The following is a 23,096-nucleotide window of genomic DNA, read 5'->3' as shown; positions in this document are numbered from 1 at the left end:
CAGGCTAACTCGATAGCTTCTTTAGCTGGTACCTGATTTTAAAGGCACAAAGTGAACGGCTTCCAGCACGGTCTGCCTGATGCCATGAGGAGTTTTGTCCACCACCACCAGCGCCTGGGCGCCACCGGCGGTTTGCAGCGGGGCGACCAGGCGCCCGCCGATGGCCAGCTGGTCTATCCAGGCAGGCGGAATGGCCTCGCCACCGGCCGCCGCGACAATGGCGGCATAGGGCGCGCCCCTGGCATAGCCAATCATGCCATCCCCAAACAGCAGATGCAGATTGGGCAGCCGCAAAAAGCGCAAGTTCTCGCGGGCTTTGTCGTGCAGGCCGCGCAGACGCTCAATGCTGTACACCTCGGTGGCCAGGTGGCTCAGCACGGCGGCCTGGTAGCCGCAGCCGGTGCCAATCTCCAGCACGCGGCCCAACTTGCCCGCAGCCCCCTGGCACAGCAACTCCAGCATGCGCGCCACCACATTCGGCTTGGAAATGGTCTGGCCCAAGCCAATCGGCAGGCTGGTGTCCTCGTAGGCCTGGTTGACCAGGGCACTATCGACAAACCGGTGCCGCTCGACCTGCCCCATTGCCGCCAGCACCCTGGCGTCTGACACGCCCTGTGCGGCAAGTTTGTGCACCATGCGCGCGCGCACCGCCTGCGAATCAAGGCCGATCCCGATCCCGCCAATGACACCGCCGCTGCCGCCGCCAGCGGGGGCTAAAAGCGGTTTTTTAGTGTCATTTTGGCCTCTAGCCCTTTCTAAATGCGCGCTGGTAGCTATTGATTTAGTAGCAGATGGCACGCCCGTGCCAGGCTTGAGACGCACCGGAAACGCCGGACGGGCCGCCGCCGCAGGCGCTTTGGGCGTCGGGTTGAACGGCGGTTTGAGGCTAGGTTTCATGAGCTGGCCTGCCCTGCCTGGGTTAGCATGGCCGTCGTCTGCGTCCAGTAGGGCAGGCGCTCATGGTCGGTCAAATCCACCTGCAGCGGCGTGATGGAAACACAACGCTGGCTGGTGGCATGAAAGTCGGTGCCCTCGCCCGCTTCCTTGGCGGGCCCCGCGCCGCCAATCCAGTACATGGTTTCGCCGCGCGGACTGGTCTGGGTAATGACCCGCTCCGCCGCGTGGCGGCGCCCGAGCCGCGCGACCTTGTAGCCTTCGATCTGGTCGTCCGGCAGGTTGGGAATGTTGACATTGAGCAGCCAGGGCGCCAGCGCGGGATGGTTTCCTTCGGCCACCACTTCCAGAGATGGCAGCAACTGCTGAACCAGGCGACAGGCGCGCTGGGCCGCCACGTCGATGTGGGCCCAGCCCTTTTCGGTTTGCGAAAACGCCATCGCCGGAATGCCAAACAGATAGCCTTCCATCGCCGCCCCCACGGTGCCGGAATAAATCGTGTCATCGCCCATGTTGGCGCCATTGTTGATGCCCGAAACCACCAGGTCGGGCCGGTAACCGAGCAAGCCCGTCAGGGCAATGTGCACACAATCGGCCGGGGTGCCATTGATGTAACGAAAACCGTTGGCCGCCGTCTGCACATACATCGGCGAGTGCAGGGTCAGCGCGTTCGATTTGGCGCTGTTGTTGTGCTCGGGGGCCACCACCTCCACATCGGCAATGGTCTTGAGCGCTTCGTAAAGGGCAATAATGCCGGCGGCCTGGTAACCATCGTCGTTACAAATGAGGATTTTCATGACACGATTTTACGGTCACAGCTGTGACAAGGCGTGTCCATTTGGTGCCCGGAAAACCCTTGGCTGTGCCTATGATGCGGGCTTCAGCATTCTTTTCTTCCACCTTCGAAAGACCGCCATGCAAGCCTGGCTCTGTGAAAACCCCACCGGTGTCGACGCCCTGACCTGGAAAGACCTGCCGACACCGCAACCCGGCCCGGGCCAGGTGCTGATCGAGATCAAGGCGGCCAGCCTCAATTTTCCCGACCTGCTGATCGTGCAGAACAAATACCAGATCAAACCACCCCTGCCCTTTGTACCGGGCTCCGAATACGCCGGCGTGGTGCAGGCGGTGGGCGACGGGGTGAAACACCTGCAGGTCGGCCAGAGTGTGGCCTGCCTGTCGGGCACCGGCGGTTTTGGCACCCATACGCTGGCGCCCGCCGCGCTGTGCATGCCGCTGCCCGCCGGCTTCCCGCATGTCGACGCAGCCGCCTTCATCATGATTTACGCCACGTCCTGGCATGCGCTGATGGACCGGGCCCAGCTCAAGGCCGGTGAAACCGTTTTGGTGCTGGGGGCGGCGGGCGGGGTCGGCACGGCCGCCATCCAGATCGCCCGGGCAGCCGGTGCGCGAGTGATTGCCGCCGCATCAACCGATGAGAAATGCGCGCTCTGCACCTCGATAGGCGCGCAGGCCACCATCAACTACAGCCGCGAAAATCTGCGCGAAGAAATCAAGCGGCTCACCGACGGCAAGGGGCCTGACGTGATTTACGACCCGGTGGGTGGTGATTTCTCGGAAGCCGCGTTTCGCTCCATAGGCTGGCGCGGCCGCTATCTGGTGGTGGGCTTTGCGTCCGGACCGATTCCCTCCCTGCCACTGAACCTGGCCCTGCTCAAAGGAGCGTCCATCGTCGGCGTGTTCTGGGGCGACTTCGCCAAACGTGAACCCAAGGCCAATGCCGCCATGATGGCCGAACTCGCCGGCTGGTATGCCCAGGGCAAGGTCAAGCCGGTGATTGACCGCACCATGCCGATGGCCGAGCTTAAAACCGCCTATGCCCATATGGGCTCGCGCAACGTGATGGGAAAACTGGTAATGGTGAACTGAGGATTTTCAAGCCGTTTACCCGTTCACCAAGCGACTGAATGACACAAAACGCCAGGCGCTTTCAAGGTATATTCAATCATCTTTACCAAAGAGCGACCTATGACCTTACCCACGATGCTGGTGGTGGACGACAACCCTGACCACCTCGAACTCACGCTGACCACGCTGGTGGAAAATGGTCTCACACACAACATCGTGACCGCCCGCGACGGACTTGAGGCGCTCGACTACCTGTTTTGCGAGGGCATCCACCAGGACCGCAACCCGGACGATCAACCCGAACTGGTGTTGTTGGACCTTGGTATGCCAAGAATGAATGGGCTGGCGGTGATGCAGCGCATGCGGGACGATCCACGCACATTTTTTGTCCCGGTCGTCATGCTGACCTCGGCCAGCGAACAGTCGGAAGCAGTGCTGGCCTTCAAGGGCGGGCTCAACAGCTACGTCAGCAAGCCGCTGAATTTTCGCGATTTTGAGGAACGGCTGGCGCAAGTCAGGGACTACTGGCACACCTCCAACCTGGCGCCGCTTGGCTCCTGAAGATTCAAAAACTGGCTCGCAAATGAAAAAAAAGCTCCCGCAAGTGGAGCTTTTTTATTGGGCCGGCCAGTTAAAGCGTAAAACGCGGCAACTGGCAGGGTCTAGATACTGGGGTGGCTCACAGAAGTAAACGCTGATGTCGGTGGCCAATGTGAAACGCTTGTGGTCAGCCATTTCTTTGCCCCGATCCCAAGTCAACGACTTGTAGAGTTCCTGGGGCAACTTGCGAGCGTTTTTGATAAGTGCATTGATGACCGTCTGGGTATCTTTACTTGCAACCTTCACCAGCATCACGTAACGCGTCTGCCGCTCAACCAGTGTCGCAATCTGGGTGTTAAGGTTACCAAATAGCAAGTCGCCTTCCCAGTGGCCCGGTACGGCCCGATCCTCCACCGAGGCTGGACGCTCGCTGATGGACACGGCGTTGGTGATCTGCCGTGGTTGTCTGTCTTCTGGGGGTGGCGCGAACGGCGCATGGCCCTGGTGCGTCTCAAATGTTGCAGTAGTTCCTTCTTCAATGCGCCTCGGGCTTGAATGAACAGACTGCGGTAGATGGTTTCGTGTGACACGTGGTAGTCCTCGTCGCACGGGTAAGTATGCTTGAGCCATCCTGCAATTTGCTGGGGAGCCCACTGACGTTGGAGCTTGCCTGCCACGACGCGCGCCAAGATTCGGTTCTGAGCCAGCTTGCAGCGTTTGGGACGATGTGCTCTATCCCATGCAGCCTGGTCGGCCTGGGTCGCACGGTAGCTGCCTTGGCCACCGTTGCGCTTGATCTCACGGCTGACGGTTGACGGAGCTCGCCCAAGTTGGGAAGCAATTGACCGGATCGACTGTCCCGCCACCAATGCGCGTGATATCTCTTCCCGTTCGGCCAAGCTCAAAGCAAATTGGGAACGACAGCGTTGTGCCGGGCGTATGCCACCAGTCTCAGCCAGGATGCGACTGACAGATGAGTGGTTTCGATCAAACAACTGGGCAATCTGTTGAAGGGATTCGCCCTTCTTCCAGCGTTCCCACATCAGAGCCTTCTGGCCCTCTGAATAGTAAAGCCGCCATGGCCACCCAAAAAGCGAAAAAAACTGCGACATGAGCCAGAAAGCAAAAAACCCGGTCAACCGGGTTTTTTGCTTTCTGGACGAGATAGCTTCCTTCATCAGAACTGACTACCAGAAGAACACTAATGTCGCAATTCACTCTTGCGAAATGATATTACAGGCGCTATCATTAAAACCATGAACACGGCTACAAAACTACTTAATGCAATGCGCCAGAACCCGAACGATTGGGTCATGGCAAAACTGCTCACAGTAGCCAAACAGCACGGTTTAGAGGTGCGAAGCACCGGGGGCAGTCATCACGTTTTTACACATCCTTCAGTAAAAGACCCATTGTCCGTACCTGCTCACCGGCCTATCAAGGCCATTTACATCAAGCGCTTTGTGGCGCTGATCGACCAGATTCAGGAGTAAGTCATGATCGTTAAGACCATTGCCAAAGTAAAGCCCGCTTTCCCCTTCGAGGCCTACAGCCATATTGTCAGCCCCATTAATGCGGCAGACGGTGGCGGATTCATGTTCACCATACCCGACATTCCAGGCGTGATGGCAGATGGCGCAACCGAACTGGAAGCCATTGCAGATGGACGAGAGGCCTTCATTGTCACAGTCAGCGCTATGGTGGACATGGGGCAGGAAGTCCCTGCACCAGCGTTCAATGCGGATGATTTCACGCCCGCATCGGCATCCGGCAAAGTCCTTGCACGACTTCCCCGCTCCATGCACCTGCAACTGACAGCCAGGGCGAAAACTGAGGGCGTGTCACTCAATTCTTTGGTGCTGGCATTCATTGCCGAGGGTTTGGGACGACGCGGTGCAGCGCGCACCTGAATTCATTGATCTAAAAGGTGCAGAGATGCGCCTTGAAATGCGCACAAGAGGGACTTAAAACGTCCCAATGGAATACCCAAAGTCATGCTTGCCAGTGCCATCAGCTATCTCCAGACAACAAAAAGCCCGGACATGCCGGGCTCTTTAATTTTAAGAACGTGCCCGGCGCGTGCCTGGGATTCTTAAAACATCGCTAAGCTGTTGATGCTTAACGCTTTATTTGGGGTGGCTGATGGGGCTCGAACCCACGACAACAGGAATCACAATCCTGATTTTTTACTATTCCATTGTGTTGAGTAATACCCTACAATCAATATAAATCAACAGCTTACAAGCGTAGCACTGGACAAGTGAACAGCTACGGTGTTGATTGATATTCCCCAAAATGGGGCAAAAGTGGCTACATGGTGGCTACATGGAATGACCAACGGGTCAGCAAGGGGTAATGGATGGCACGACCGCCTAAAGACAAAGCGCCAGACCTGAGCGCAGCGCAGGACCTGACCGCCGGGTTAATCGAGCGCCTGACATGCCCCAGCGACAAGGCCCAAGCCTTCATGCGCGACACCAAAACGCCCGGCCTGCGTGTGCGTGTAACTGCCGCCGGCGCTAAATCGTTCGTGTTTGAAGCAAAGCTGAACCGGCAAACCATACGCCGCACGATTGGGGACGTTCGTGCCTGGAGCATTGAAGCCGCCCGAGCCGAGGCAAACCGCCTGCGCGTGACCTTGGACGCTGGCACAGACCCCCGCGAGGTAGAGCGCGACCGACAAGCCGCCGCCGTTGAAAAGAAGGCCGCAGCCGCTGCCAAGGTGGAAGCCGACAAGGTGGCCGCACTGAACGTGGGCGAAGTGTGGGCCGTGTACCTTGCAGAGCGCCGCCCGTTTTGGGGTGACCTGCACTATCGTGACCATATCGACAAGGCAAAGGCCGGGGGCTTGCCGTCTGGCCGCCGTGGTGGAGGCAAGCAATTGACCAAGCCGGGGCCGCTGGCCGCGCTGATGCCGCTGGCGCTGAAAGACCTTGACCAAGTCACGATTGAACGCTGGGCCGCCGATGAGGGCAAGACCCGTCCCTCATCGGCCCGGCTGGCCTGGCGGCTGCTGACCGTGTTTTTAACCTGGTGTGGCGAACAGCCCGCTTATGCCGCCCTGCTGCCTGCCAAAAACCCAGCCAAGACCAAAAAAGCCCGCGAAGCCTTGGGCAAGGCCGGAACTAAATCGGACGTGTTGCAGCGTGGGCAATTAGCCGCATGGTTTGCCGCAGTGCAACAGGTTCCAAATTCGGTCATCGCCACCTGCCTGCAAATGATGTTGCTGACGGGCGCAAGGCCGGGCGAAGTGCTGGCGCTGCGCTGGGAGGACGTGAACACCCAATGGAGGGGAATCAGCATCCGCGACAAGGTGGAGGGCACCCGCGAAATACCGGCCACGCCCTATATGCTGCACCTGCTGGCCGCCCTGCCCCGTCGTAACCAATGGATTTTCTCAAGCCCAACCAGTTCGACCGGCTGCCTGACCGAGCCCAACAACCCGCACACACGGGCCTGCAAAGCCGCCGGGCTGGAGGGGCTCACCCTGCATGGCCTGCGCCGTTCATTTGCCAGCCTGACCGAGTGGCTGGAAACGCCAGCCGGGGTGGTGGCGCAGATACAAGGCCACAAGCCCAGCGCCACGGCTGAAAAGCACTACAAGGTGCGCCCGCTGGAACTGCTGCGCGTACATCATGAGCGAATCGAGGCGTGGATTTTGGAGCAGGCCGGGATTGTGTTTGATGCCCAGGCCGCGCCCGGTGCGCTGCGCGTGGTGGCTGGATGACTGCATTCCCATTCAACAGCGCCCCACTTGCACAAATGGGTATTAATGTGTACCATACACACAAATGACCAGTTCCGACCTGATACGTGACATGCAGCGGGCCGGATGGCGATTGGACCGGGTGAACGGTTCGCATCACATCTTCAAGCACCCGAGCCGCCCCGGCATCGTAGTGGTGCCGCACCCCAAAAAAGACTTGGGGCAAGGGCTGGTCAAAGCCATCCGGCGGCAGGCCGGTATCTGAAAGGACCACCTATGCGCTACCCCATCACTATTGAGCCTGGAAACGACACGACCGCTTGGGGTGTGATTGTTCCAGACCTGCCCGGCTGCTTTTCCGCTGGCGACACGCTGGAAGAGGCCATGATTCAGGCGGAGGACGCCATCACCGGCTGGATTGAAACCGCCATTGATGCCGGGCAAGACATCCCCGCGCCGTCCCACATCGAAGCACTGCGCACCGCCCATCCTGAATTTGAGGGCTGGCTGTGGGCGCTGGTGAAGGTTGACCCCGCCATGCTCGACAACACACTGGAACGAGTGAATATCAGTCTGCCGCGCCGCGTACTGCACCGCCTTGATGCGCGCGCCCGCAGCGCCGGTGAAACACGCTCTGGGTTCATTGCCCGGATGGCCGTTGAAGGACGCGAGCACGCCGAGCACGCATGAAATACCCGCGAAGCCCTGGCGCGGTTTACCCGGGGCAAAAAAGACGGGGCCGGTAGGTGCGCAAACACCGCGCCAGCCCCTGACCATCAACGAAAAGGAAGTTCGAGAATGGCTGACAACACTTTAAACCATGGTTTTGAAACCCAAGCGGAGATAGAAAGCGCAATGCACATTAGCGTGCTTTTGAGCTGGATTGAACGTGCGCGAGAACTGTCCGACACTTTTGACCACCTGATTCAATATGACGAAAAGTTCAAGAAACGATGCAAAGAAAACAACTGGTTTCCCGTCCCGTGGGAAGAATCAGAATCTCGGGCGCTGGTTGAACTCGTAGGCATTCAAGAAGGTTGCATAAGAAAAGTGATTGCTTGCAACGAAACCCAAGCCTTATTAGCAAGGGCGTAGCCTACCGCCGCATAAAACGCCAGTTTTGCCCCAGCTAGTCCGGCCTCGAAGCCCGGACGAAAAGCAGGACACCTTCACCGGCCTGCTGGGGCGCCTAATTGAAGTGACACCTTGAAGGGGTGCCAATGGAAAAAGCAAACAATCCGTACAACTATTCGCCTGCAACCCTTCGGGCTCTTGAGCGATTCGGGCCGGACAAATCATCGAATAAAAGTCCAGAAAATAGGCCAGAGCCTTTGCCGCCGCCCGGTACTGATTGGGAATTGTGGGCGCACATGCCCAAGGCAACGTTGACGGAAGCTGTAGCTGTGAGCCTCGGAATTGACCCAAGCGCAATAAAGACGCGAAGTGGTTACGCTGAACCGGGGAAAGATTTCGACCGCCGCTTAAAACTGGCCTGCGCTTATGTGAGCCATGCAGGGCCGTTAAAGTCACTGGACGCATTACCGCCCATGCACTTGATGTATGGGCCCGCAACTGCAACCGTTAGCCTGCCTCAGTTTGCCGCGTGGGCGTTAAGCATGGGGTGGGAACTGCCCGATAAATTCCCCCGTTTGAAGGCTGCGCCCCCCCAGCCCGCGACAGCTAAGACCGCGCCAGTAGTGCCGACAAAGCCCCAGGCCCGGCCCGTGGTGACTGAGAGCGCACCCGATGGCATGAAGCCTACCCCCAAGGTCGGGCCGGTGAGCGAAAAGCCGTGGCTAGTGATAGACCCAAGTGACCCCAAAGCCATTCAACCCTGGTACACACCAGCACGTTATTTTGCTCGTCAACTCGTAATAGAAGATTCAACACTGCTCCAAAAAAGGAGCGTGTTAGCCGGCAAGGTCTCCAAGTCGTTAGCTGATACTGGCTTTAAAAAGCGGGGCGGGAAGCTAGCGCTTAACAGTGAGACGGTACTGAAAGCATTTTCAAACGTGTTTTTGGGATAAAGCTCTCAAACTTTCAGCGAAAGTTTTAGCATGAATCGGCTTGCAGGCCAATGACCACGGGGGTTTAGCCAAACTCTCACGGCATATTGCAAGCGTTTAACGCACGCAAAAAATTGTGAACCTCAACAGCGCAAAACGCGCAGAAAGGTTCACAAATGCAGACAGCAACGCCGCAACAGTTCCCCACGCTAGCACTGGAAACCCGCCCCGCCGTCGATACAGCCACCGCCGCCCATTGGCTTTTGAGGAAACAGCAAACCTTGAGGGGCTGGGCCTGCCTTGAGAATGGCCCGCTTCGCCCGGTGCGAGTGCATGGACGCCTGGCGTGGCCGGTGTCTGAAATACGCCGTGTGTTGCAGGTGGCAGCATGAAAAAAGCCCCCGCACCGACCAAGACGCAAGGGGCTTTTAAGAATCACGAAACGCAAGCGGAGTTTACCCCGCCTGTCCGATTCACGGGGACAGACAACCCGCGACACCTGCGCGTGATCCCGGCACTGATGACACGCCCCCGACGCCGTGAGGACGTGGACGGAATCGCAGGCTGTAGCAATGGCCCGGATCTCATCGCCGCTCTGCGCGGACTTGGGCTAGAGGTGCCATGCGAGAGGATCCGGTTTTTAGACCGTGATGGCAATGTATGCCGACCTGGCATTTATTCGTTCACTCTGCGCGACCGCCGCAAGGTGCTGGCCTGGCAGGCCCGCAAAGGGGGTGGCAAATGAGTGCAGGCCTGCACCCGACAGCCGCGCCAAAGTGTGCACGCGTGCACCAGACGGCGCAACAGATATGCGATGAAGCCGGCATATCGAGGCGAATGTTCTTCCAAGGCCAGAAGGTAAGGCGGGACGGCTGCGCGGAACTTTGGGCGCTTATCGTGTCCGGGGACGTGCCGATGAGTCTGGCGCTTGCGGTTGCCCAGTTCGACCATGCATCGCAGCGACTGATTCTGGCTGAGTTCCCCACCATCAAGTCCCGCAAACGGGCCGAGTTTTTGGAGCTCGTCAAGCTGGCGCATGCGCAGGAACTGGCCAATGGCGAACGGGCGTAATCGCGGCCAGAAGGGCGACTCAGGGCGCGATTCGGGCGGGTTCATTGCCCTGCCCTGGTCCGTGCTCGATTGCCCCGCCTACGCCCGTCTAAGCCATCCGGCAAAGGCTTTGCTGCTTGAGGTGGCGCGGCAGTTTGTGCGGGACAACAACGGGCGCATGTTGCTGTCTCGGGTTTACATGACGGCACGCGGCTGGAAGTCGGCTGACGTCATCGACCGGGCGAAACGGGAGCTGCTTGAATCGGGCTTTATTTTCCAGACTGTCATGGGCCACCGCCCGAATAAGGCGAGCTGGTTTGCGGTGACCTGGCGAGCACTCGACAAGCTGCCCGGTTATGACGCAGGCGTTGAAAAGTGCTTTGAGCGTGGCGCATACCAAAAAGGCCAGCCAATGAAAAACGCAAGCCTTAGTCCGTCTCGCGGAACAGGGAGGCCCCTGATAGCTCCGCCTCACGGAATAGGGAAGCCGCCCCCTGTTCCGCCTCACGGAGCTATCAGGCCTGTTTTACCCCTCCGCTCTGTTCCGCCACACGGACACCATCTAGAGATGCCATCTCCTGCAACTCAAACCACACACTGAAAGACAACACCATGAACGACAGCATTCCCGACTTGAAGATTGAAATGATGGATGACGGCCAAGGCGACGGCCTGATTATGCTAACCCAGGACGGCAGCGGCAACGTTGACCGCGTGGCCGTTCACCCGCTGCACCTTCGATACATGGCAGAAAAAATGGGGCTGATGGAATCGAACGACCCGCAAGCCGCAAAGACCATCGCCACACTGCAACGGCGCATGGCGCTGCTGCGTGACCGCATCGACAATCTGCACAACTACCTGGTCAACCACTCCGACCACAAGCATGCAGACCTCTCCTACGAGGTGACTTATGCCACCGCCTGCATTGACCTTGCAGATGAATTTTGCGCAGACTTCCCTTCACCGGTCAGCCCGTCCGCACTGGATGCGGACAAAGAGCCGACACCAAGCGGACAAGGCACGGACGTGACAGGGAGCCCCAGCGCATCGGCCCAATTAGCTATGGAGCTGTGAACATGACCAAGCCACAACGCAATAAGCGCCCTGGCGAGCCCATCAAGGCCGCAGCAAAAGCGCCGGCGCCAAAACCGATAGACAGGAGGGCAATCAGCATTACAGCAAGCAGTGAGGAACAAAAATATGAGGTCATTGCCAGCACCCTCACGCGGCCCGAGATTGGAGCCGCCGCTGTAATTGAGGCCTGGAGTCCGGACACCCACGATGTGAACGTTCTGGCGACTGAGCTTGCCGCCCAGGTCAAAGCGGTAAATCTGGGAGACATGCAGCGAGCCGAGGGCATTCTGATTTCACAGGCCCAAGCACTTGACGCCATATTCGTCAATCTGATGCGTAGGTCTGTGAATCAGACAAACGCAGCGCATTGGGAGATGTACATGCGAATGGGCATGAAGGCGCAAAGCCAGTGCCGTGCGACCTTGCAAGCACTGGGCGAGATGAAGAACCCGCGTCCGGTGGCCTTTGTGAAGCAGGCCAATATCAACAATGGAGGCCATCAACAGGTAAATAACGGAGTCGCTGCCGGTGACCCTGAGCGTTCCGCGCCCGCGAGGGAAATCCAGTTCGAGCAAAGCAAACTTTTAGAAGGGGTGGGTAATGGCAGCACGTACATGGACGCCGGAGCAACGGGAGCGACAGCGGGAAGCAATCAGGTCTTGGAGGCCGTGGGAGCTGTCCACAGGCCCCAAAAGCCAAGAAGGCAAAACGACGGTTAGCCGGAATGGCTGGAAAGGCGGCACGCGGCAGTTGCTGCGCGACCTGAGCCGCACGCTAAGCGACCAGCGCAGCGGTCTGGATGAGTTAGCGGAGAATAGGGGGAGCACGGGATAGCTCCGCGCGAACCAAAGGAGTCACGATGCCTAGCCAGGAGCAACTTGAGGTCTACCGGCAGCACAGCGCCACCAGCGAAAAGTACACATACTTCCTGCTGGCTGCTGTGGGAGCAGCTATCGCTCTCTGCATCAATCAGACTCAGGCCCTGAATCTATCGCCTTCCCAGACTCCTCTTGGGCTGGCAGTGGTTCTCTGGGGTCTGAGCTTCTATCTTGGATGTCGTCATGTCGGGATGGTCAAAGCGACTCTCTACACAAATGGTGCGCTTCTTCGGGTTCAAGATGGCATGGACCCGCTGGCTGGGCGGAACGTGGAAGCCATTGGCATTGCATCCGACGCGTTGAGGGAAATTATCGACACGCGCTCGAACCAGGCAAGCTTTGCAGCAGCATGGCAGTTTCGCTGTCTCGTGCTTGGTGGAATCGCATACCTCGCGTGGCATATTTACGAGATGTGGCTGCGTACCCCAATGTGAGTCTGGTTGCGACTTGGGATTGGCGGAAAGGCTTACTAGACACTTCCATTGCTGTCAGAATCTGTCAAAACTGGAGGGAAGGAAATGGCGATGGCAATTGTTCATGTGGTCGGGGCGCTCGGAGTGAGCTTCGCATTTGGCATCCTGGTGCTGGTCATCGGGACATGGGAGCAAGAGCGAGTCCGGAAGCGCCGCTTTCAAGATGCGTCCATCGCCTTAGGTGTGCCTCTAGCTTCGCTGGAGAACGACGAGGAACTCATCCCCAGACTGATTCAATACTCGTCGCAGCGTTACAGCAGCGAGTTGCTGCGCAACAGGGTCTCCGACCTTTGCGGACCATTGCGGACGGCTTGGGGCTGGCTCAGTACCCTTCTGCAAGTAGGCGTCATGGCTGGCGTCGGCTGGTCCATGTACACGGAGGGCGCGCAGAGTGCGGTTGTTATGTGGTCGGTCCTCGCGGTCGCCATCTTCTTTTGGCTCGCGAGTGTCGCGTTCTCCTTCGCATGCTTGCTGCTGACCGGCCGCTACCCCGGTGAAGCGAACATGGCCCGCAAGTCGCTTGCAGCGGTCATCGAGCAGCGGAGCTCAACGGAAGCGGCGCAAGAGACAGCGAAACCGCTCGCAACCGCCTGGGAGACTTGATGGACCGCGTGATTGAAGAAGGCGCGGCCCGGTATAAGTCGGCCCAAGAAGAAGGACAACGCCTGATTCACCAGCGTTGGGCGGCTCTGCTCGGTAGCACCAGGGAGGCACTCATCGGCAGCGGCTTCTACTCTGACCGGGGCGAGCGCCTGGAAGTGGAATACGCCACCGGGAACGCGCCCCAGGATGATTGCGAGCGGCTGGCAGTCGAGGGGGTCAAGGTGCCGGCTGTCGCTTTCGACTTGGCGGAGATGCTGCGCTGCCGGATTCAAGAGTGCGGCAGGCGTGGGGCCGTGCCTCACTACTCCGACAGCATTGCGCGGGAGTGACTGGCGTGCGGGTTTTCTTTCGTCTCTGCTGGTGGCGACACGGTACAAAACCCGGTACTGGTGGCTACATGGTGGCTACATGAGACGGAAACGAAAAAAGCCTGCTATCTTTTCAGTAGCAGGCTTTCGTTTATCTGTATGGGGTGGCTGATGGGGCTCGAACCCACGACAACAGGAATCACAATCCTGGACTCTACCAACTGAGCTACAGCCACCGAAGCCCTGCATTATAGCGGCAAAGCTGGTGCAATTTATCGCGTCACGCTTTCTTCCGCATTAACCTGGCCGGCCACCGGCTTCGCTGACAGGATTTCTGCCTTGAAGCGGGCCTTCAGGCCGTTGTAATAAGCCAGATTCTCCGCCGCCGTCCACCACTGCGCGTATTGGCTGCGTTCCTGTTTGGCAATGGCTTCGGCCGGCACGTCGCGGGGCACCACTTTGCCAACCTTGACGAGCGCATAACCCTGGGTGCCCAGGTCAACACCCACAAAAACTGGCAAGGCACTCACATCGGCACGCAGCGCCGCATCGACCACGGGCGACGGCAGTTTTTGCGTCTCCTGGCGCGACACCAGCACTGGCGCTGGCAGCACGGCAGAAGCCGGCGCAGCTTTCCAGGCGACCAGCCTGGTCATGCCATCTTTGCGCGCTTCCTCGGCACCACGCTGCGCCAGCCAGCGCTGGCGCACGGCCTCTTTAACCTCTGCAAAAGGCTGTGTGTGCGCGGGGGCGTACTGGGTAATCCGGCCCGACACCAACTGGCCGGGCGCAATTTCAATCGCCTCGGTGTTGCGCTTTTTTTCGATCGCATCGGGTGAGAACAGGGCGTTGAGGAATTTCGGATTGGCCAACACCCCGGTTGCATCGGCTGCAGGCTGGCGCGTTACCTTGCTGGCGGTCTGGATCTCCAGCTTCAGGCGATCGGCTACTGGTTTCAGGCTGTCCGACTGTTCGTACACGCCATTGGTAAAGGCCTCTGCAGTCTCGGAGAATTTCTTCTGGGCTTGCTGCTTCTTCAAATCAGCTTCCAGCTCAGGTTTCATCTCTTCAAAACTGCGTTGCTTGGGCGCCTTGATGTCGGTAAGTTTGATGATGTGGTAGCCAAACTCGGATTCCACGATATCGCTGATGTCGCCTTTCTTCATGGCGAAAGCCGCGTCTTCAAAGGGTTTGACCATGGCGCCACGTGCAAAGAAATCGAGATCGCCGCCGTTGGCGGCCGAGCCTGAATCCTGCGAATTCTTGCGGGCCAGATCGGCAAAGCTGTCAGGCGACTTTTTCACGCTGGCGAGCAATTCCTGGGCTTTGGCTTTGGCCTTCTCGCGCTCGGCAGCCGGCGCTGTCTTGGGCGCGGCAATCAGGATGTGGCTGGCGCGCCGCTCTTGCGCGCCGCTGAGCCTTTGCGCGTTTTGCTCATAATAGGTTTTGAGGTCGGCTTCGTTGATGGAGAGGGTCTTTTTGACGCCCTCCAGATTCAGCACCACATAGTCAATGCTGGCCTGCTCGGGCGCCTGGAAAAGCTTTTCATTGGCCTTGTAAAACTGTTCCAGATCGGCGTCATTGGGGCTCAGTTTGGCGGCAAAGTCAGCGGCATTGAAACGAGCCACCTGGATTTCGCGCTTTTCAAAGAAAGCGTTGAGCGCCAGGTCAGCGGACGAACTGGAAGAGAAACCACTGGCGCCAATGCCGGCCAGCACCTGGCGATTGGACAGATCGGTACGCACATTGGCTTCGAACATTTCGGGACTCATGCCCTGGCTGCCCAGCAGTTGCCGATAGCGCTCCATGTCCAGCGACCCGTCTGGCCGGCGCAACGAGGCGATTTCGGGACTTTGCTGCAACTCGCTCGCCAGGCGCTGGTCGCTGGTGCTGAGTTTGAATTTGTCGGCCGCAGCAGCGACCACGCGCTCCCGCACCAGCCGCTCCAGTGTGGCGTAACGGGCTGCCGGCGAGTCGAGCAGTTTGGCATCCAGCGTTGGCATGGAGACGCGCAGTCGCTCCACCTCAAGCTGGTGAGCGCGGTCCCATTCGGCCTGGGTGATGTCCTTGCCGTCCACTTTGGCAACGACAACGCCCTGCTCTTTTGAACGGTTGTAGCCATCGAGCCCAAACAAAATAAAGGACGGAACAATCAGCAAAAACAGCAACGCCATGGTGACTTTGGTGTGCTTGCGAATGAAATCAAACATCTGGAAATTCCTGTACGACTGTCGAATAGGTCCAACAACAAAAAAGGCGAACCTTGTTCGCCTTTTTTCAGTGGGTGGTGGGTGCTGACGGGCTCGAACCGCCGACCTACGCCGTGTAAGGGCGCTGCTCTACCAACTGAGCTAAGCACCCCACTTTAAACCTCTTGCATCAGTTCAAAGCATCCTTGAGGGCTTTGCCCGGACGAAACTTTGGAACCCTGGCAGCCTTGATTTTAATCGCATCGCCGGTGCGCGGGTTGCGACCCGTGCGGGCGGCACGTTTGCCAACAGCAAAAGTGCCAAAACCCACCAGAGACACTGAGCCTCCTTTTTTCAGGGTTGTTTTCACAGCGCCAATGGTGGATTCCAGTGCGCGGGTAGCGGCGGCTTTGGAAATATCAGCATGCTTGGCGATGTGCTCGATCAGTTCTGTCTTGTTCACAAGGATCCCCTCGTTGATAAAAGTTAATCTGGTTGTCTCTAAAAAAGATATCCCGGGACACCGTGAAAAAGGTGTCAGCGGGATCGGCGGGCGCAGTTTTTTCTGCTGACATCCATTAAAGCCATGGACTTCATATGTGTCAATACGGCATCAGTTTTTACAGCGGTCGGACGCGGATTCTAGTCGCTTTTTTCACGCTTTAACGACATAGTTGCGTGCATCGCGTGTAATTTTCACCCTTGACAAAACGCCCGTCACGCGCCGCTCAGCGCCGCCGCAACCGCCTTGCCAATGTCCGCTGTACTTGCGCTGCCGCCCAGATCGGGCGTGCGCGGCGCACCGCTCTGCGGAAGCAATACTTTCTCAATCGCGGCAAGGATCGCGTCGTGTGCATTCTTGTGCCCCAGGAACTCCAGCATCATCGCGCCGCACCAGATCTGACCGATGGGATTGGCAATGTTGCGCCCGGCAATATCGGGGGCCGAGCCATGAACCGGTTCGAACAGCGAAGGGAATTTGCGCTCCGGGTTGAGGTTGGCGCTGGGTGCAATACCAATGGTTCCGGTGCAGGCCGGTCCCAGATCGCTGAGGATGTCGCCAAACAGATTGCTCGCCACCACCACATCGAAAAAGTCAGGCCGCTGCACAAAGTGGGCCGTCAGAATGTCGATGTGAAACTTGTCGAGCTGGATGGCGGGATAGCCCTTGGCCATCTCCACCACACGCTCGTCCCAGTAAGGCATGGAGATGGAAATGCCATTGGACTTGGTCGCGCTGGTCAGATGTTTTTTGGGCCGTGACTGCGCCAGCTCAAACGCAAACTTCAGCACGCGATCCACCCCTATCCGCGTGAACACGGATTCCTGCAAGACAAACTCGCGATCAGTTCCGGGAAAGGCCTTGCCGCCAATGCTGGAATACTCGCCCTCGGTATTTTCACGGACGATGTAGAAATCAATTTCACCCGGCTGGCGCGGGCTGCCGTCGCGCCGGACCACCGGGGCAATGATGCCGGGCATCAAGCGCGCCGGACGCAGGTTGATGTACTGGTCGAACTCGCGCCTGAACAGCAGCAGCGAACCCCACAGGGACACATGGTCGGCAATTTTTTCAGGCCAGCCGACCGCACCAAAATAAATCGCGTCATGCCCGCCAATCTGGTCTTTCCAGTTGTCCGGCAGCATCTGGCCGTGCTTTTCGAAATAGTCCCAGCTGGAAAAATCGAAATGATCGAACTGCAGGTCAATGCCAAACTTGTCGGAAGCCGCCTCCAGCACGCGGATGCCCTCGGGCATCACTTCCTTGCCAATGCCGTCACCGGCGATGACCGCAATTCGTTTTTTACCGGCGTTCTTGTGCATCGCGTTCTCGGTGTTCATGTCCTCATCCTTTGTTCAGGGTTTAAAAAAATTCTGCGCCTCAGCCAGCAGCATCCTGGGTGCTTCTTCGGCAATGTAGTGACCACATGGCAGGCTGCGGCCCGACACATCCATGGCTCGCTTGCGCCACAGCGCCAGCACGTCAAAACACTGGCCCACGGCGCCATGCTCGCCCCATAGCACCCGCAGCGGTTGCGCCAGGCGAATTCCCGCCGCCACATCGGCACGGTCATGCACCAGGTCGATCGTGGCCGAGGCACGGTAGTCCTCGCAGATGCTGGCCGCCGTGCCGGGGATCTGCGCGCAGCGTTGGTATTCGGCCAGCGCATCGGGCGCAAACGCGCCAAGCCCGGCGTGGCGCTTGCCCATGACGCTGCGCACATAACGCACCGGGTCGGACTCGATCAGCGCCTCTGGCAGGGGCGCAGGCTGAATCAAAAAAAACCAGTGCCAGTAAGCGCGTGCAAAAGCATCTGTGGTGTTGTCATACATGGCCAGCGTGGGCGCGATGTCCAGCAGCATCAGCCGCTGGATCCGGCCCGGATGGTCGGCGGCCAGGCGGTGCGCAAGCCGGGCGCCGCGGTCATGGGCCAGCACCTGAAACGACTCAAAGCCGTAGTGCCGCATCACCGCCACGGCATCCAGCGCCATGGCGCGTTTGGAGTAAGGCTGGTGGCCGGCATCGCTGCCGACGCGCGCCGAATCGCCATAACCGCGCAAATCCATCATGACGATGGTGAATGTCCTGGCCAACTCTGCAGCGACCGCGTGCCACATCACATGGGTTTGCGGATGCCCGTGCAGCAGCAAAAGCGGCGCGCCGCGCCCACCGCGCAGGGTATGCAGCCTGCCGTCCGGGCCTTGCAGGTCGCAAGGCGTGAAGCCCTCAAACATCGGCTGGCCCCGGTTTGCAGTTAAAGACGAATTTGGTCAATGGCATGCGAAGGATTTTGCAGAGTGTGGTGAGCTATTACAAGCAATAATCTGGCAATTAATTATTTCTTTTGAGGAAGCAATGAATCGCAGCGATCTGGAACTGGTGTTGGCGGTACGGGACCATGGCAGCCTGGCCGGCGCGGCGCGCAGCCTGGATCTGGCCGCCCCGGCCGTGACGAAGCGGCTGGCCGCCCTGGAGGCCAAGCTGGGCCAGCGCCTTTTTCAGCGCACCACGCGCCGCGTCAGCCCGACCGCCGAGGGCGAAACCGTGTGCGAACGCGCGCTGGTGTTGCTGCAGGGCTTTACAGCACTTGAAGCCGAGCTGCAGGAACGCAAATCGGAGCCCACGGGCCTGATCCGGCTGGCCGCCACCTTCGGCTTTGGTCGTTTATGGCTGGGGCCGGCATTGGCCAGCTTTCAGGAGCGATACCCGCGCATTGAACTGCAACTGCATCTGACCGAGCAATTGCCCGACCTGGCCGTGGACGGCTTTGACGGCGCCGTCTGGCTGTGGTCGGCGCAGGGCCGGCGGGCAGCACAATGGGTGTCGCGCCGGCTGGCCCGCAACCAGCGGGTGCTGGTGGCAGCGCCGCGCTACCTCCAGCAGCGCGGCGCGCCGTCGAGCCTGGAGTCGCTGCAAGAGCACACCTGCCTGATCGTGCGCGAAAACGGCAATGCGGCGGGTCAGCGCTTTGATGTGTGGCCGCTGCACAGGGAAAAAGATAGGGCATTGAGCGCCCCGGTACGCGTGCGCGTGCAGGGGCCCCTGTCGAGCAATTCCGGCGAACTGGTGCGCGACTGGTGCCTGGAAGGTCGCGGCATCATGCTGCGCAGCCTCTGGGACATTGCGCCGCAACTGGCGGCCGGCCAGCTGGTGCGCGTACTGCCCGCCTATTGCATGCCGGATGCCGATATTCATTGGCTGGCCCCCTATCGCAAAGACTCACCCCGGCGCATTCGCCTGCTGATTGACTTTTTGCTGGCGCAATTTCAGCGCGAACCGTGGAAAACTACGCCGCCGCTGGTTTCGCGGGCCGCACCACCAGGCTCACCCCCAAGGCGGTAAGCGCCGTGCCGGCAAGGGTCGCCAGCGTGATCGCTTCATCAAACAAAACCCATGCCATCAGCGCCGTGGTCGGCGGCACCAGGTACAGCAGGCTGGTCACGGCCGTGGCAGCGCCGCGCTGGATCAGCAGGTAAAGCAGCGAGCTGCCGCCCAGGGTCAGCGCCAGCACCGACCAGGTCATGGCCCCCAGGAACTGCCGGTTCCAGACAATCGCTTCGGTTTCGAAAAGCATCAGTGGCAGGGTGACCAGCAAGGCCGCCCCCAGTTGAATCGCATTGGCACTGCGCACGTCCGTCGGCCGCACAAAGCGCTTTTGATACAGCGTGCCGGCCGTGATGCTGAACAGCGCAAACACCGCACAGGCCAGCGTCAGCGCCGTCACTTCCGTGCCCGCGCCCAGCTTGCGCGCAACGACCAGCAGCAGGCCTCCCAGGCCCAGCAACAGGCCCGCCCACTGACGCCCGGTAACTTTGGGCGTGGAGGATGCAGCCTCGCCGGTGCCGCCGGCCCACGACAGCCAGACCGCCGTCAGCACCGGCTGCAGGCCCACGATCAGCGCCGTCAGACCCGAGCCCATGCCGCCCTTGACCGCCACCCAGACACCGCCCAGGTAGGCGGCATGCATCAGGACGCCGGTCACGGCAAGGTGCAACCACTGCCCGAGCCCACGCGGCCACGCAGCGCGCGCCAGGGCGATCCAGACCAGGAAGCAGACGATGGAAAGAAAGTAACGAATCGCCAGGAAGGTCAGCGGCGGCGCGTAAGGCAGGCCGAATTTGGCGACAATAAAGCCCGTGCTCCAGATCAGCACAAATACAGCGGGCATGGCCCGGACCAGCGTACCGGCGGAAGGTGAAGAGCTCACAAACAGCCTGACTGCGAACTCATTTGGCGCGCGCGCGGATTTCCGGTATGGCTTTTTTCAGATAGTAGGCCATGGACCAGACCGTGAGGATGGCCGACAGCCAGATCAGCCAGGTGCCCCAAAGATGGGTGTTGATGAGGCCGAACAGCCGGCCGTCGAACAGCAGAAATGGAATCGCCACCATCTGCACCGTGGTTTTGACTTTGCCCAGCATGTGCACCGCCACGCTTTTGGTCGCACCAATCAGGGCCATCCATTCGCGCAAGGCTGAAATGGCAATCTCGCGGCCAATGATGATGAGGGCCACAAACACGTCGGCGCGCTGCAGATCCACCAGTACCAACAACGAAGCGCACACCAGGAATTTGTCTGCCACCGGATCGAGAAAAGCCCCGAACGAGGAGGTCTGGTTCAGCTTGCGCGCCAGAAAGCCGTCCAGCCAGTCGGTCGCCGCAAACACCACGAACATCGTGGCGGCGATCAGGTTGCGCTCGGCCAGGGGAATGTTCAGGTAGAAAACCCCGACGATCAAGGGAATCGCAACAATGCGGGTCCAGGTCATCACGGTGGGAATGGTCAGAAACATGGCCCGATTTTGGCATGAGCCGCGTGCCGCCTGCCTGTCGCGTCAACAGGGCCGGCCAAATAGAGGCCGTACGTTGCGCAAAAACGTCTTCCCTGCCCGCACCTGAACACGCAACTTTCGCTCAATGCAGGGCGCGGTAAATCTCGTCAGCAAGGTCTTTGGAGATGCCCTCGACCGTGGCAATGTCGTCGGCGCTGGCCGACGCGATGCCGCGAATGCCGCCAAAACGCTGCAGCAGGCTGGCGCGCCGCTTCGGGCCAATGCCCGCAATGTCTTCGAGCTTGCTGCCGCCCACCCGCACCTTGGCCCGCCTGGCGCGCATGCCGGTAATGGCAAAGCGGTGGGCCTCGTCCCTGATCTGCGCAATCAGCATCAGCGCCGCCGAATCACGGCCCAGGTAGACCTTGTCGCGCCCATCGGCAAACACCAGCTCCTCCAGCCCGACCTTGCGGCCCTCGCCTTTTTCCACACCGGCAATCAGCCCCAGATCCAGCCCCAGTTCCACAAACACCTCGCGCGCCATCGACACCTGGCCCTTGCCGCCATCCACCAGCACCAGATCAGGCAACCTGGCTTCGCCATTGCGGGCGGCCTCTAGCAGCTTGGTGTAGCGCCGGGTCAGCACCTGCCGCATCGCCGCATAGTCATCACCGGGGGTAATGCCTTCGATGTTGTAGCGCCGGTATTCGCTGCTTTGCATCTTGTGCCCCTGAAACACCACGCAGGATGCCTGGGTGGACTCACCAGCGGTGTGCGAAATGTCAAAGCATTCGATGCGCAGCGCGTCCAGGTTGTCCGGGTTATCGGCGTAAAGGTCCAGCGCCTCGGCCAGGGCGCGGGTGCGGGCCTGCTGCGAGCCCTGCTCGGCCAGCAGCCGGGCCAGCTGAATGGCCGCGTTGTTCTGGGCCATCTCCAGCCAGATGCGGCGCTGCTCGCGCGGCTGGTGCACCGCCGCAACCTTGCTGCCGGTCTGCTCGCTCAGCGCGGCCATCAGTTCCCTGTCCACCGGTTCGCTGCACACCAGCACCGGCGGCACGGGCACTTCTATGTAGTGCTGGGCAATAAAGGCCTCCAGGATCAGGGCCTCCAGCGACTTGGTGTTTTGTTCGGGTGCGGCCGCGGCGCCTTCAGCCGCCGCATCGCCTTGCGCATCCAGGGCAGCCGCATCGGTGGCGTTTTCCACATGGGTCGGAAAGTAGGGCCGGTCGCCCAGATGCCGGCCACCGCGCACCATGGCCAGGTTGACGCAGGCTTTGCCGCCCTGCACTTTCACCGCCAGAATGTCCACATCCACATCACCGTTTTTGCCGCCGGTTTCCATGGCCTGCTGGTGCAGCACCTTGGACAGCGACGCCATCTGGTTGCGCAGTTCGGCCGCCTGCTCAAACTCCAGCCGGTCGGCATGGGCCAGCATCTTGCGTTCCAGCTCGGTCAGAATCTGCTGCGTCTGACCCTGCAGGAAGCGCTCGGCATTGGCCACGTCCAGCGCATACTGCTCTTGCGCCACATGGCCCACACACGGAGCCGAACAACGCTTGATCTGGTACAGCAGACAAGGCCGGGTGCGGTTGCTGAACACCGTGTCTTCGCAGGTACGCAGCCTGAAGACTTTTTGCAGCAGCAAGATCGTGTCCTTGACCGCCCAGGCGCTGGGGTAGGGGCCGAAGTAGCGGTGTTTCTTTTCAACCGCGCCCCGATAGTAGGCAATGCGCGGATAGACCTGGGCCGGCGGTGCACCGCCCATGTCCTTGCCCTCTTTGCCTTCTTTGGTCTGGGTTCCGGTCAGCTTGAGGTAGGGGTAGCTCTTGTCGTCCCGAAACAGGATGTTGTATTTCGGGTGCAGCGTCTTGATCAGGTTGTTTTCAAGCAGCAGCGCCTCGGCTTCGGAGCGCACCACCGTGGTTTCCATGCGCACGATTTTGGTCACCATGTGGCCAATGCGGGTGCCGCCATGGTTTTTCTGGAAGTAGCTGCTGACCCGCTTTTTCAGGTTGCGCGCCTTGCCGACGTAAAGCACCCCGCCCTCGGCATCAAAGTACCGGTAAACGCCGGGCATGGCCGGCAGTGCGGCCACCTCGGCCAGCAGTTCGGGCGAATGGCCGGTGGGCAGGTTTTCGACGGGGCTGGACTCGGGCATGTCGCCATTTTGCCGTGTGCGCATCCGCCGCAAGACCCTTGCGGGATTAATCTGCTGTTGCTTCAGTGGTG

Annotated in this window: 25 protein-coding genes, 2 tRNA genes and 1 pseudogene; 16 read left to right on the top strand and 12 right to left on the bottom strand. The window is 59.7% G+C overall.

Annotation, left to right across the window (positions count from 1 at the left end; all coding sequences use genetic code 11):
- Positions 1-21: 21 nt before the first annotated feature.
- Positions 22-897, bottom strand: a complete 876-nt coding sequence (locus tag RMO23_RS14765; RefSeq protein WP_309683059.1) for a protein-L-isoaspartate(D-aspartate) O-methyltransferase — start codon at positions 895-897, stop codon at positions 22-24.
- Positions 894-1,691, bottom strand: coding sequence for a 5'/3'-nucleotidase SurE (gene surE / locus RMO23_RS14760; RefSeq protein WP_309683057.1), 798 nt, complete (start codon positions 1,689-1,691; stop codon positions 894-896). The genes RMO23_RS14765 and surE overlap by 4 nt, the downstream gene beginning before the upstream one ends.
- Before the next feature lie 118 nt (positions 1,692-1,809).
- Here surE and RMO23_RS14755 point away from each other — a divergent pair, with 118 nt between their 5' ends.
- Both RMO23_RS14755 and RMO23_RS14750 read left to right on the top strand, forming a co-directional pair.
- Entirely contained in the window at positions 1,810-2,784 is a 975-nt protein-coding gene (locus RMO23_RS14755) for an NADPH:quinone oxidoreductase family protein (RefSeq protein WP_309683054.1), read from the top strand.
- A gap of 99 nt (positions 2,785-2,883) precedes the next feature.
- The gene (locus RMO23_RS14750) at positions 2,884-3,324 is read left to right on the top strand and encodes a response regulator (RefSeq protein ID WP_309683052.1); all 441 of its coding nucleotides are present in this window, start codon (positions 2,884-2,886) and stop codon (positions 3,322-3,324) included.
- A 114-nt stretch (positions 3,325-3,438) separates the two neighbouring features.
- Here the strand turns inward: RMO23_RS14750 and RMO23_RS14745 are convergent.
- Positions 3,439-4,415 (bottom strand): annotated as a pseudogene (locus RMO23_RS14745) (IS30 family transposase); the annotation flags it as partial.
- Between the two features lie 144 nt (positions 4,416-4,559).
- On the opposite strand from RMO23_RS14745, the gene RMO23_RS14740 reads away from it, so the two are divergent.
- The 13 genes from RMO23_RS14740 to RMO23_RS14680 all read left to right on the top strand — a co-directional run bounded on the left by RMO23_RS14740 (position 4,560) and on the right by RMO23_RS14680 (position 13,425).
- Positions 4,560-4,796 carry a type II toxin-antitoxin system HicA family toxin gene (locus RMO23_RS14740; RefSeq protein WP_309683050.1) on the top strand — a complete coding sequence of 79 codons (237 nt, stop codon included), beginning with the start codon at positions 4,560-4,562 and terminating at the stop codon, positions 4,794-4,796.
- A 3-nt stretch (positions 4,797-4,799) separates the two neighbouring features.
- Positions 4,800-5,213, top strand: coding sequence for a type II toxin-antitoxin system HicB family antitoxin (locus RMO23_RS14735; protein ID WP_309683048.1), 414 nt, complete (start codon positions 4,800-4,802; stop codon positions 5,211-5,213).
- Between the two features lie 449 nt (positions 5,214-5,662).
- Positions 5,663-7,030, top strand: coding sequence for an integrase family protein (locus RMO23_RS14730; RefSeq protein ID WP_309683046.1), 1,368 nt, complete (start codon positions 5,663-5,665; stop codon positions 7,028-7,030).
- A 64-nt stretch (positions 7,031-7,094) separates the two neighbouring features.
- A complete protein-coding gene (locus RMO23_RS14725; RefSeq protein WP_309683045.1) occupies positions 7,095-7,274 on the top strand; it encodes a type II toxin-antitoxin system HicA family toxin in 180 nt (59 codons plus the stop codon).
- An 11-nt stretch (positions 7,275-7,285) separates the two neighbouring features.
- Positions 7,286-7,699 (top strand): type II toxin-antitoxin system HicB family antitoxin, encoded by a 414-nt coding sequence (locus RMO23_RS14720; RefSeq protein WP_309683043.1) that lies wholly within the window; start codon positions 7,286-7,288, stop codon positions 7,697-7,699.
- Positions 7,700-7,807: 108 nt separating this feature from the next.
- Complete coding sequence (locus RMO23_RS14715) at positions 7,808-8,104, top strand: hypothetical protein (RefSeq protein WP_309683039.1); 297 nt, start codon at positions 7,808-7,810, stop codon at positions 8,102-8,104.
- 125 nt (positions 8,105-8,229) lie between these two features.
- A complete protein-coding gene (locus tag RMO23_RS14710; RefSeq protein ID WP_309683036.1) occupies positions 8,230-9,036 on the top strand; it encodes a hypothetical protein in 807 nt (268 codons plus the stop codon).
- 720 nt (positions 9,037-9,756) lie between these two features.
- Positions 9,757-10,086, top strand: a complete 330-nt coding sequence (locus RMO23_RS14705) for a hypothetical protein (protein ID WP_309683033.1) — start codon at positions 9,757-9,759, stop codon at positions 10,084-10,086.
- A gap of 591 nt (positions 10,087-10,677) precedes the next feature.
- Positions 10,678-11,142: a hypothetical protein gene (locus RMO23_RS14700; protein ID WP_309683030.1), complete on the top strand. Its 465-nt coding sequence runs from the start codon at positions 10,678-10,680 to the stop codon at positions 11,140-11,142.
- Positions 11,143-11,144: 2 nt separating this feature from the next.
- Positions 11,145-11,861, top strand: a complete 717-nt coding sequence (locus RMO23_RS14695) for a hypothetical protein (protein ID WP_309683027.1) — start codon at positions 11,145-11,147, stop codon at positions 11,859-11,861.
- Between the two features lie 140 nt (positions 11,862-12,001).
- The gene (locus RMO23_RS14690; RefSeq protein ID WP_309683024.1) at positions 12,002-12,454 is read left to right on the top strand and encodes a hypothetical protein; all 453 of its coding nucleotides are present in this window, start codon (positions 12,002-12,004) and stop codon (positions 12,452-12,454) included.
- A gap of 84 nt (positions 12,455-12,538) precedes the next feature.
- On the top strand, positions 12,539-13,096 hold the full coding sequence (locus tag RMO23_RS14685) for a hypothetical protein (protein ID WP_309683021.1): 558 nt from the start codon (positions 12,539-12,541) through the stop codon (positions 13,094-13,096).
- On the top strand, positions 13,096-13,425 hold the full coding sequence (locus RMO23_RS14680) for a hypothetical protein (RefSeq protein WP_309683019.1): 330 nt from the start codon (positions 13,096-13,098) through the stop codon (positions 13,423-13,425). The genes RMO23_RS14685 and RMO23_RS14680 overlap by 1 nt, the downstream gene beginning before the upstream one ends.
- Before the next feature lie 139 nt (positions 13,426-13,564).
- Here the strand turns inward: RMO23_RS14680 and RMO23_RS14675 are convergent.
- The 6 genes from RMO23_RS14675 to RMO23_RS14650 all read right to left on the bottom strand — a co-directional run bounded on the left by RMO23_RS14675 (position 13,565) and on the right by RMO23_RS14650 (position 18,329).
- Positions 13,565-13,640 (bottom strand) — tRNA-His (locus RMO23_RS14675).
- A gap of 36 nt (positions 13,641-13,676) precedes the next feature.
- Positions 13,677-15,614 (bottom strand): SurA N-terminal domain-containing protein, encoded by a 1,938-nt coding sequence (locus RMO23_RS14670; RefSeq protein ID WP_309683017.1) that lies wholly within the window; start codon positions 15,612-15,614, stop codon positions 13,677-13,679.
- Between the two features lie 75 nt (positions 15,615-15,689).
- Positions 15,690-15,765, bottom strand: a tRNA-Val gene (locus RMO23_RS14665).
- Positions 15,766-15,783: 18 nt separating this feature from the next.
- Positions 15,784-16,056 carry an HU family DNA-binding protein gene (locus RMO23_RS14660; protein WP_309683014.1) on the bottom strand — a complete coding sequence of 91 codons (273 nt, stop codon included), beginning with the start codon at positions 16,054-16,056 and terminating at the stop codon, positions 15,784-15,786.
- A 254-nt stretch (positions 16,057-16,310) separates the two neighbouring features.
- Positions 16,311-17,417 carry a tartrate dehydrogenase gene (locus RMO23_RS14655; protein ID WP_309683064.1) on the bottom strand — a complete coding sequence of 369 codons (1,107 nt, stop codon included), beginning with the start codon at positions 17,415-17,417 and terminating at the stop codon, positions 16,311-16,313.
- A gap of 33 nt (positions 17,418-17,450) precedes the next feature.
- A complete protein-coding gene (locus RMO23_RS14650) occupies positions 17,451-18,329 on the bottom strand; it encodes an alpha/beta hydrolase (RefSeq protein WP_309683011.1) in 879 nt (292 codons plus the stop codon).
- A 121-nt stretch (positions 18,330-18,450) separates the two neighbouring features.
- Here RMO23_RS14650 and RMO23_RS14645 point away from each other — a divergent pair, with 121 nt between their 5' ends.
- Positions 18,451-19,437: a LysR family transcriptional regulator gene (locus RMO23_RS14645; RefSeq protein WP_309683008.1), complete on the top strand. Its 987-nt coding sequence runs from the start codon at positions 18,451-18,453 to the stop codon at positions 19,435-19,437.
- Here the strand turns inward: RMO23_RS14645 and RMO23_RS14640 are convergent.
- The 3 genes from RMO23_RS14640 to uvrC all read right to left on the bottom strand — a co-directional run bounded on the left by RMO23_RS14640 (position 19,382) and on the right by uvrC (position 23,025).
- Positions 19,382-20,263 (bottom strand): DMT family transporter, encoded by an 882-nt coding sequence (locus RMO23_RS14640; RefSeq protein ID WP_309683006.1) that lies wholly within the window; start codon positions 20,261-20,263, stop codon positions 19,382-19,384. The genes RMO23_RS14645 and RMO23_RS14640 overlap by 56 nt on opposite strands.
- 58 nt (positions 20,264-20,321) lie before the next feature.
- Positions 20,322-20,888 (bottom strand): CDP-diacylglycerol--glycerol-3-phosphate 3-phosphatidyltransferase, encoded by a 567-nt coding sequence (gene pgsA, locus RMO23_RS14635; RefSeq protein WP_309683005.1) that lies wholly within the window; start codon positions 20,886-20,888, stop codon positions 20,322-20,324.
- A gap of 121 nt (positions 20,889-21,009) precedes the next feature.
- Positions 21,010-23,025 carry an excinuclease ABC subunit UvrC gene (gene uvrC / locus RMO23_RS14630; RefSeq protein ID WP_309683003.1) on the bottom strand — a complete coding sequence of 672 codons (2,016 nt, stop codon included), beginning with the start codon at positions 23,023-23,025 and terminating at the stop codon, positions 21,010-21,012.
- Positions 23,026-23,096: the final 71 nt, after the last annotated feature.

Source organism: Polaromonas sp., assembly GCF_031411155.1.
Classification (GTDB): domain Bacteria; phylum Pseudomonadota; class Gammaproteobacteria; order Burkholderiales; family Burkholderiaceae_C; genus Polaromonas.
Note: the sequence above shows the minus strand (reverse complement) of the source record. Positions and strands in the feature narration are given on the sequence as shown.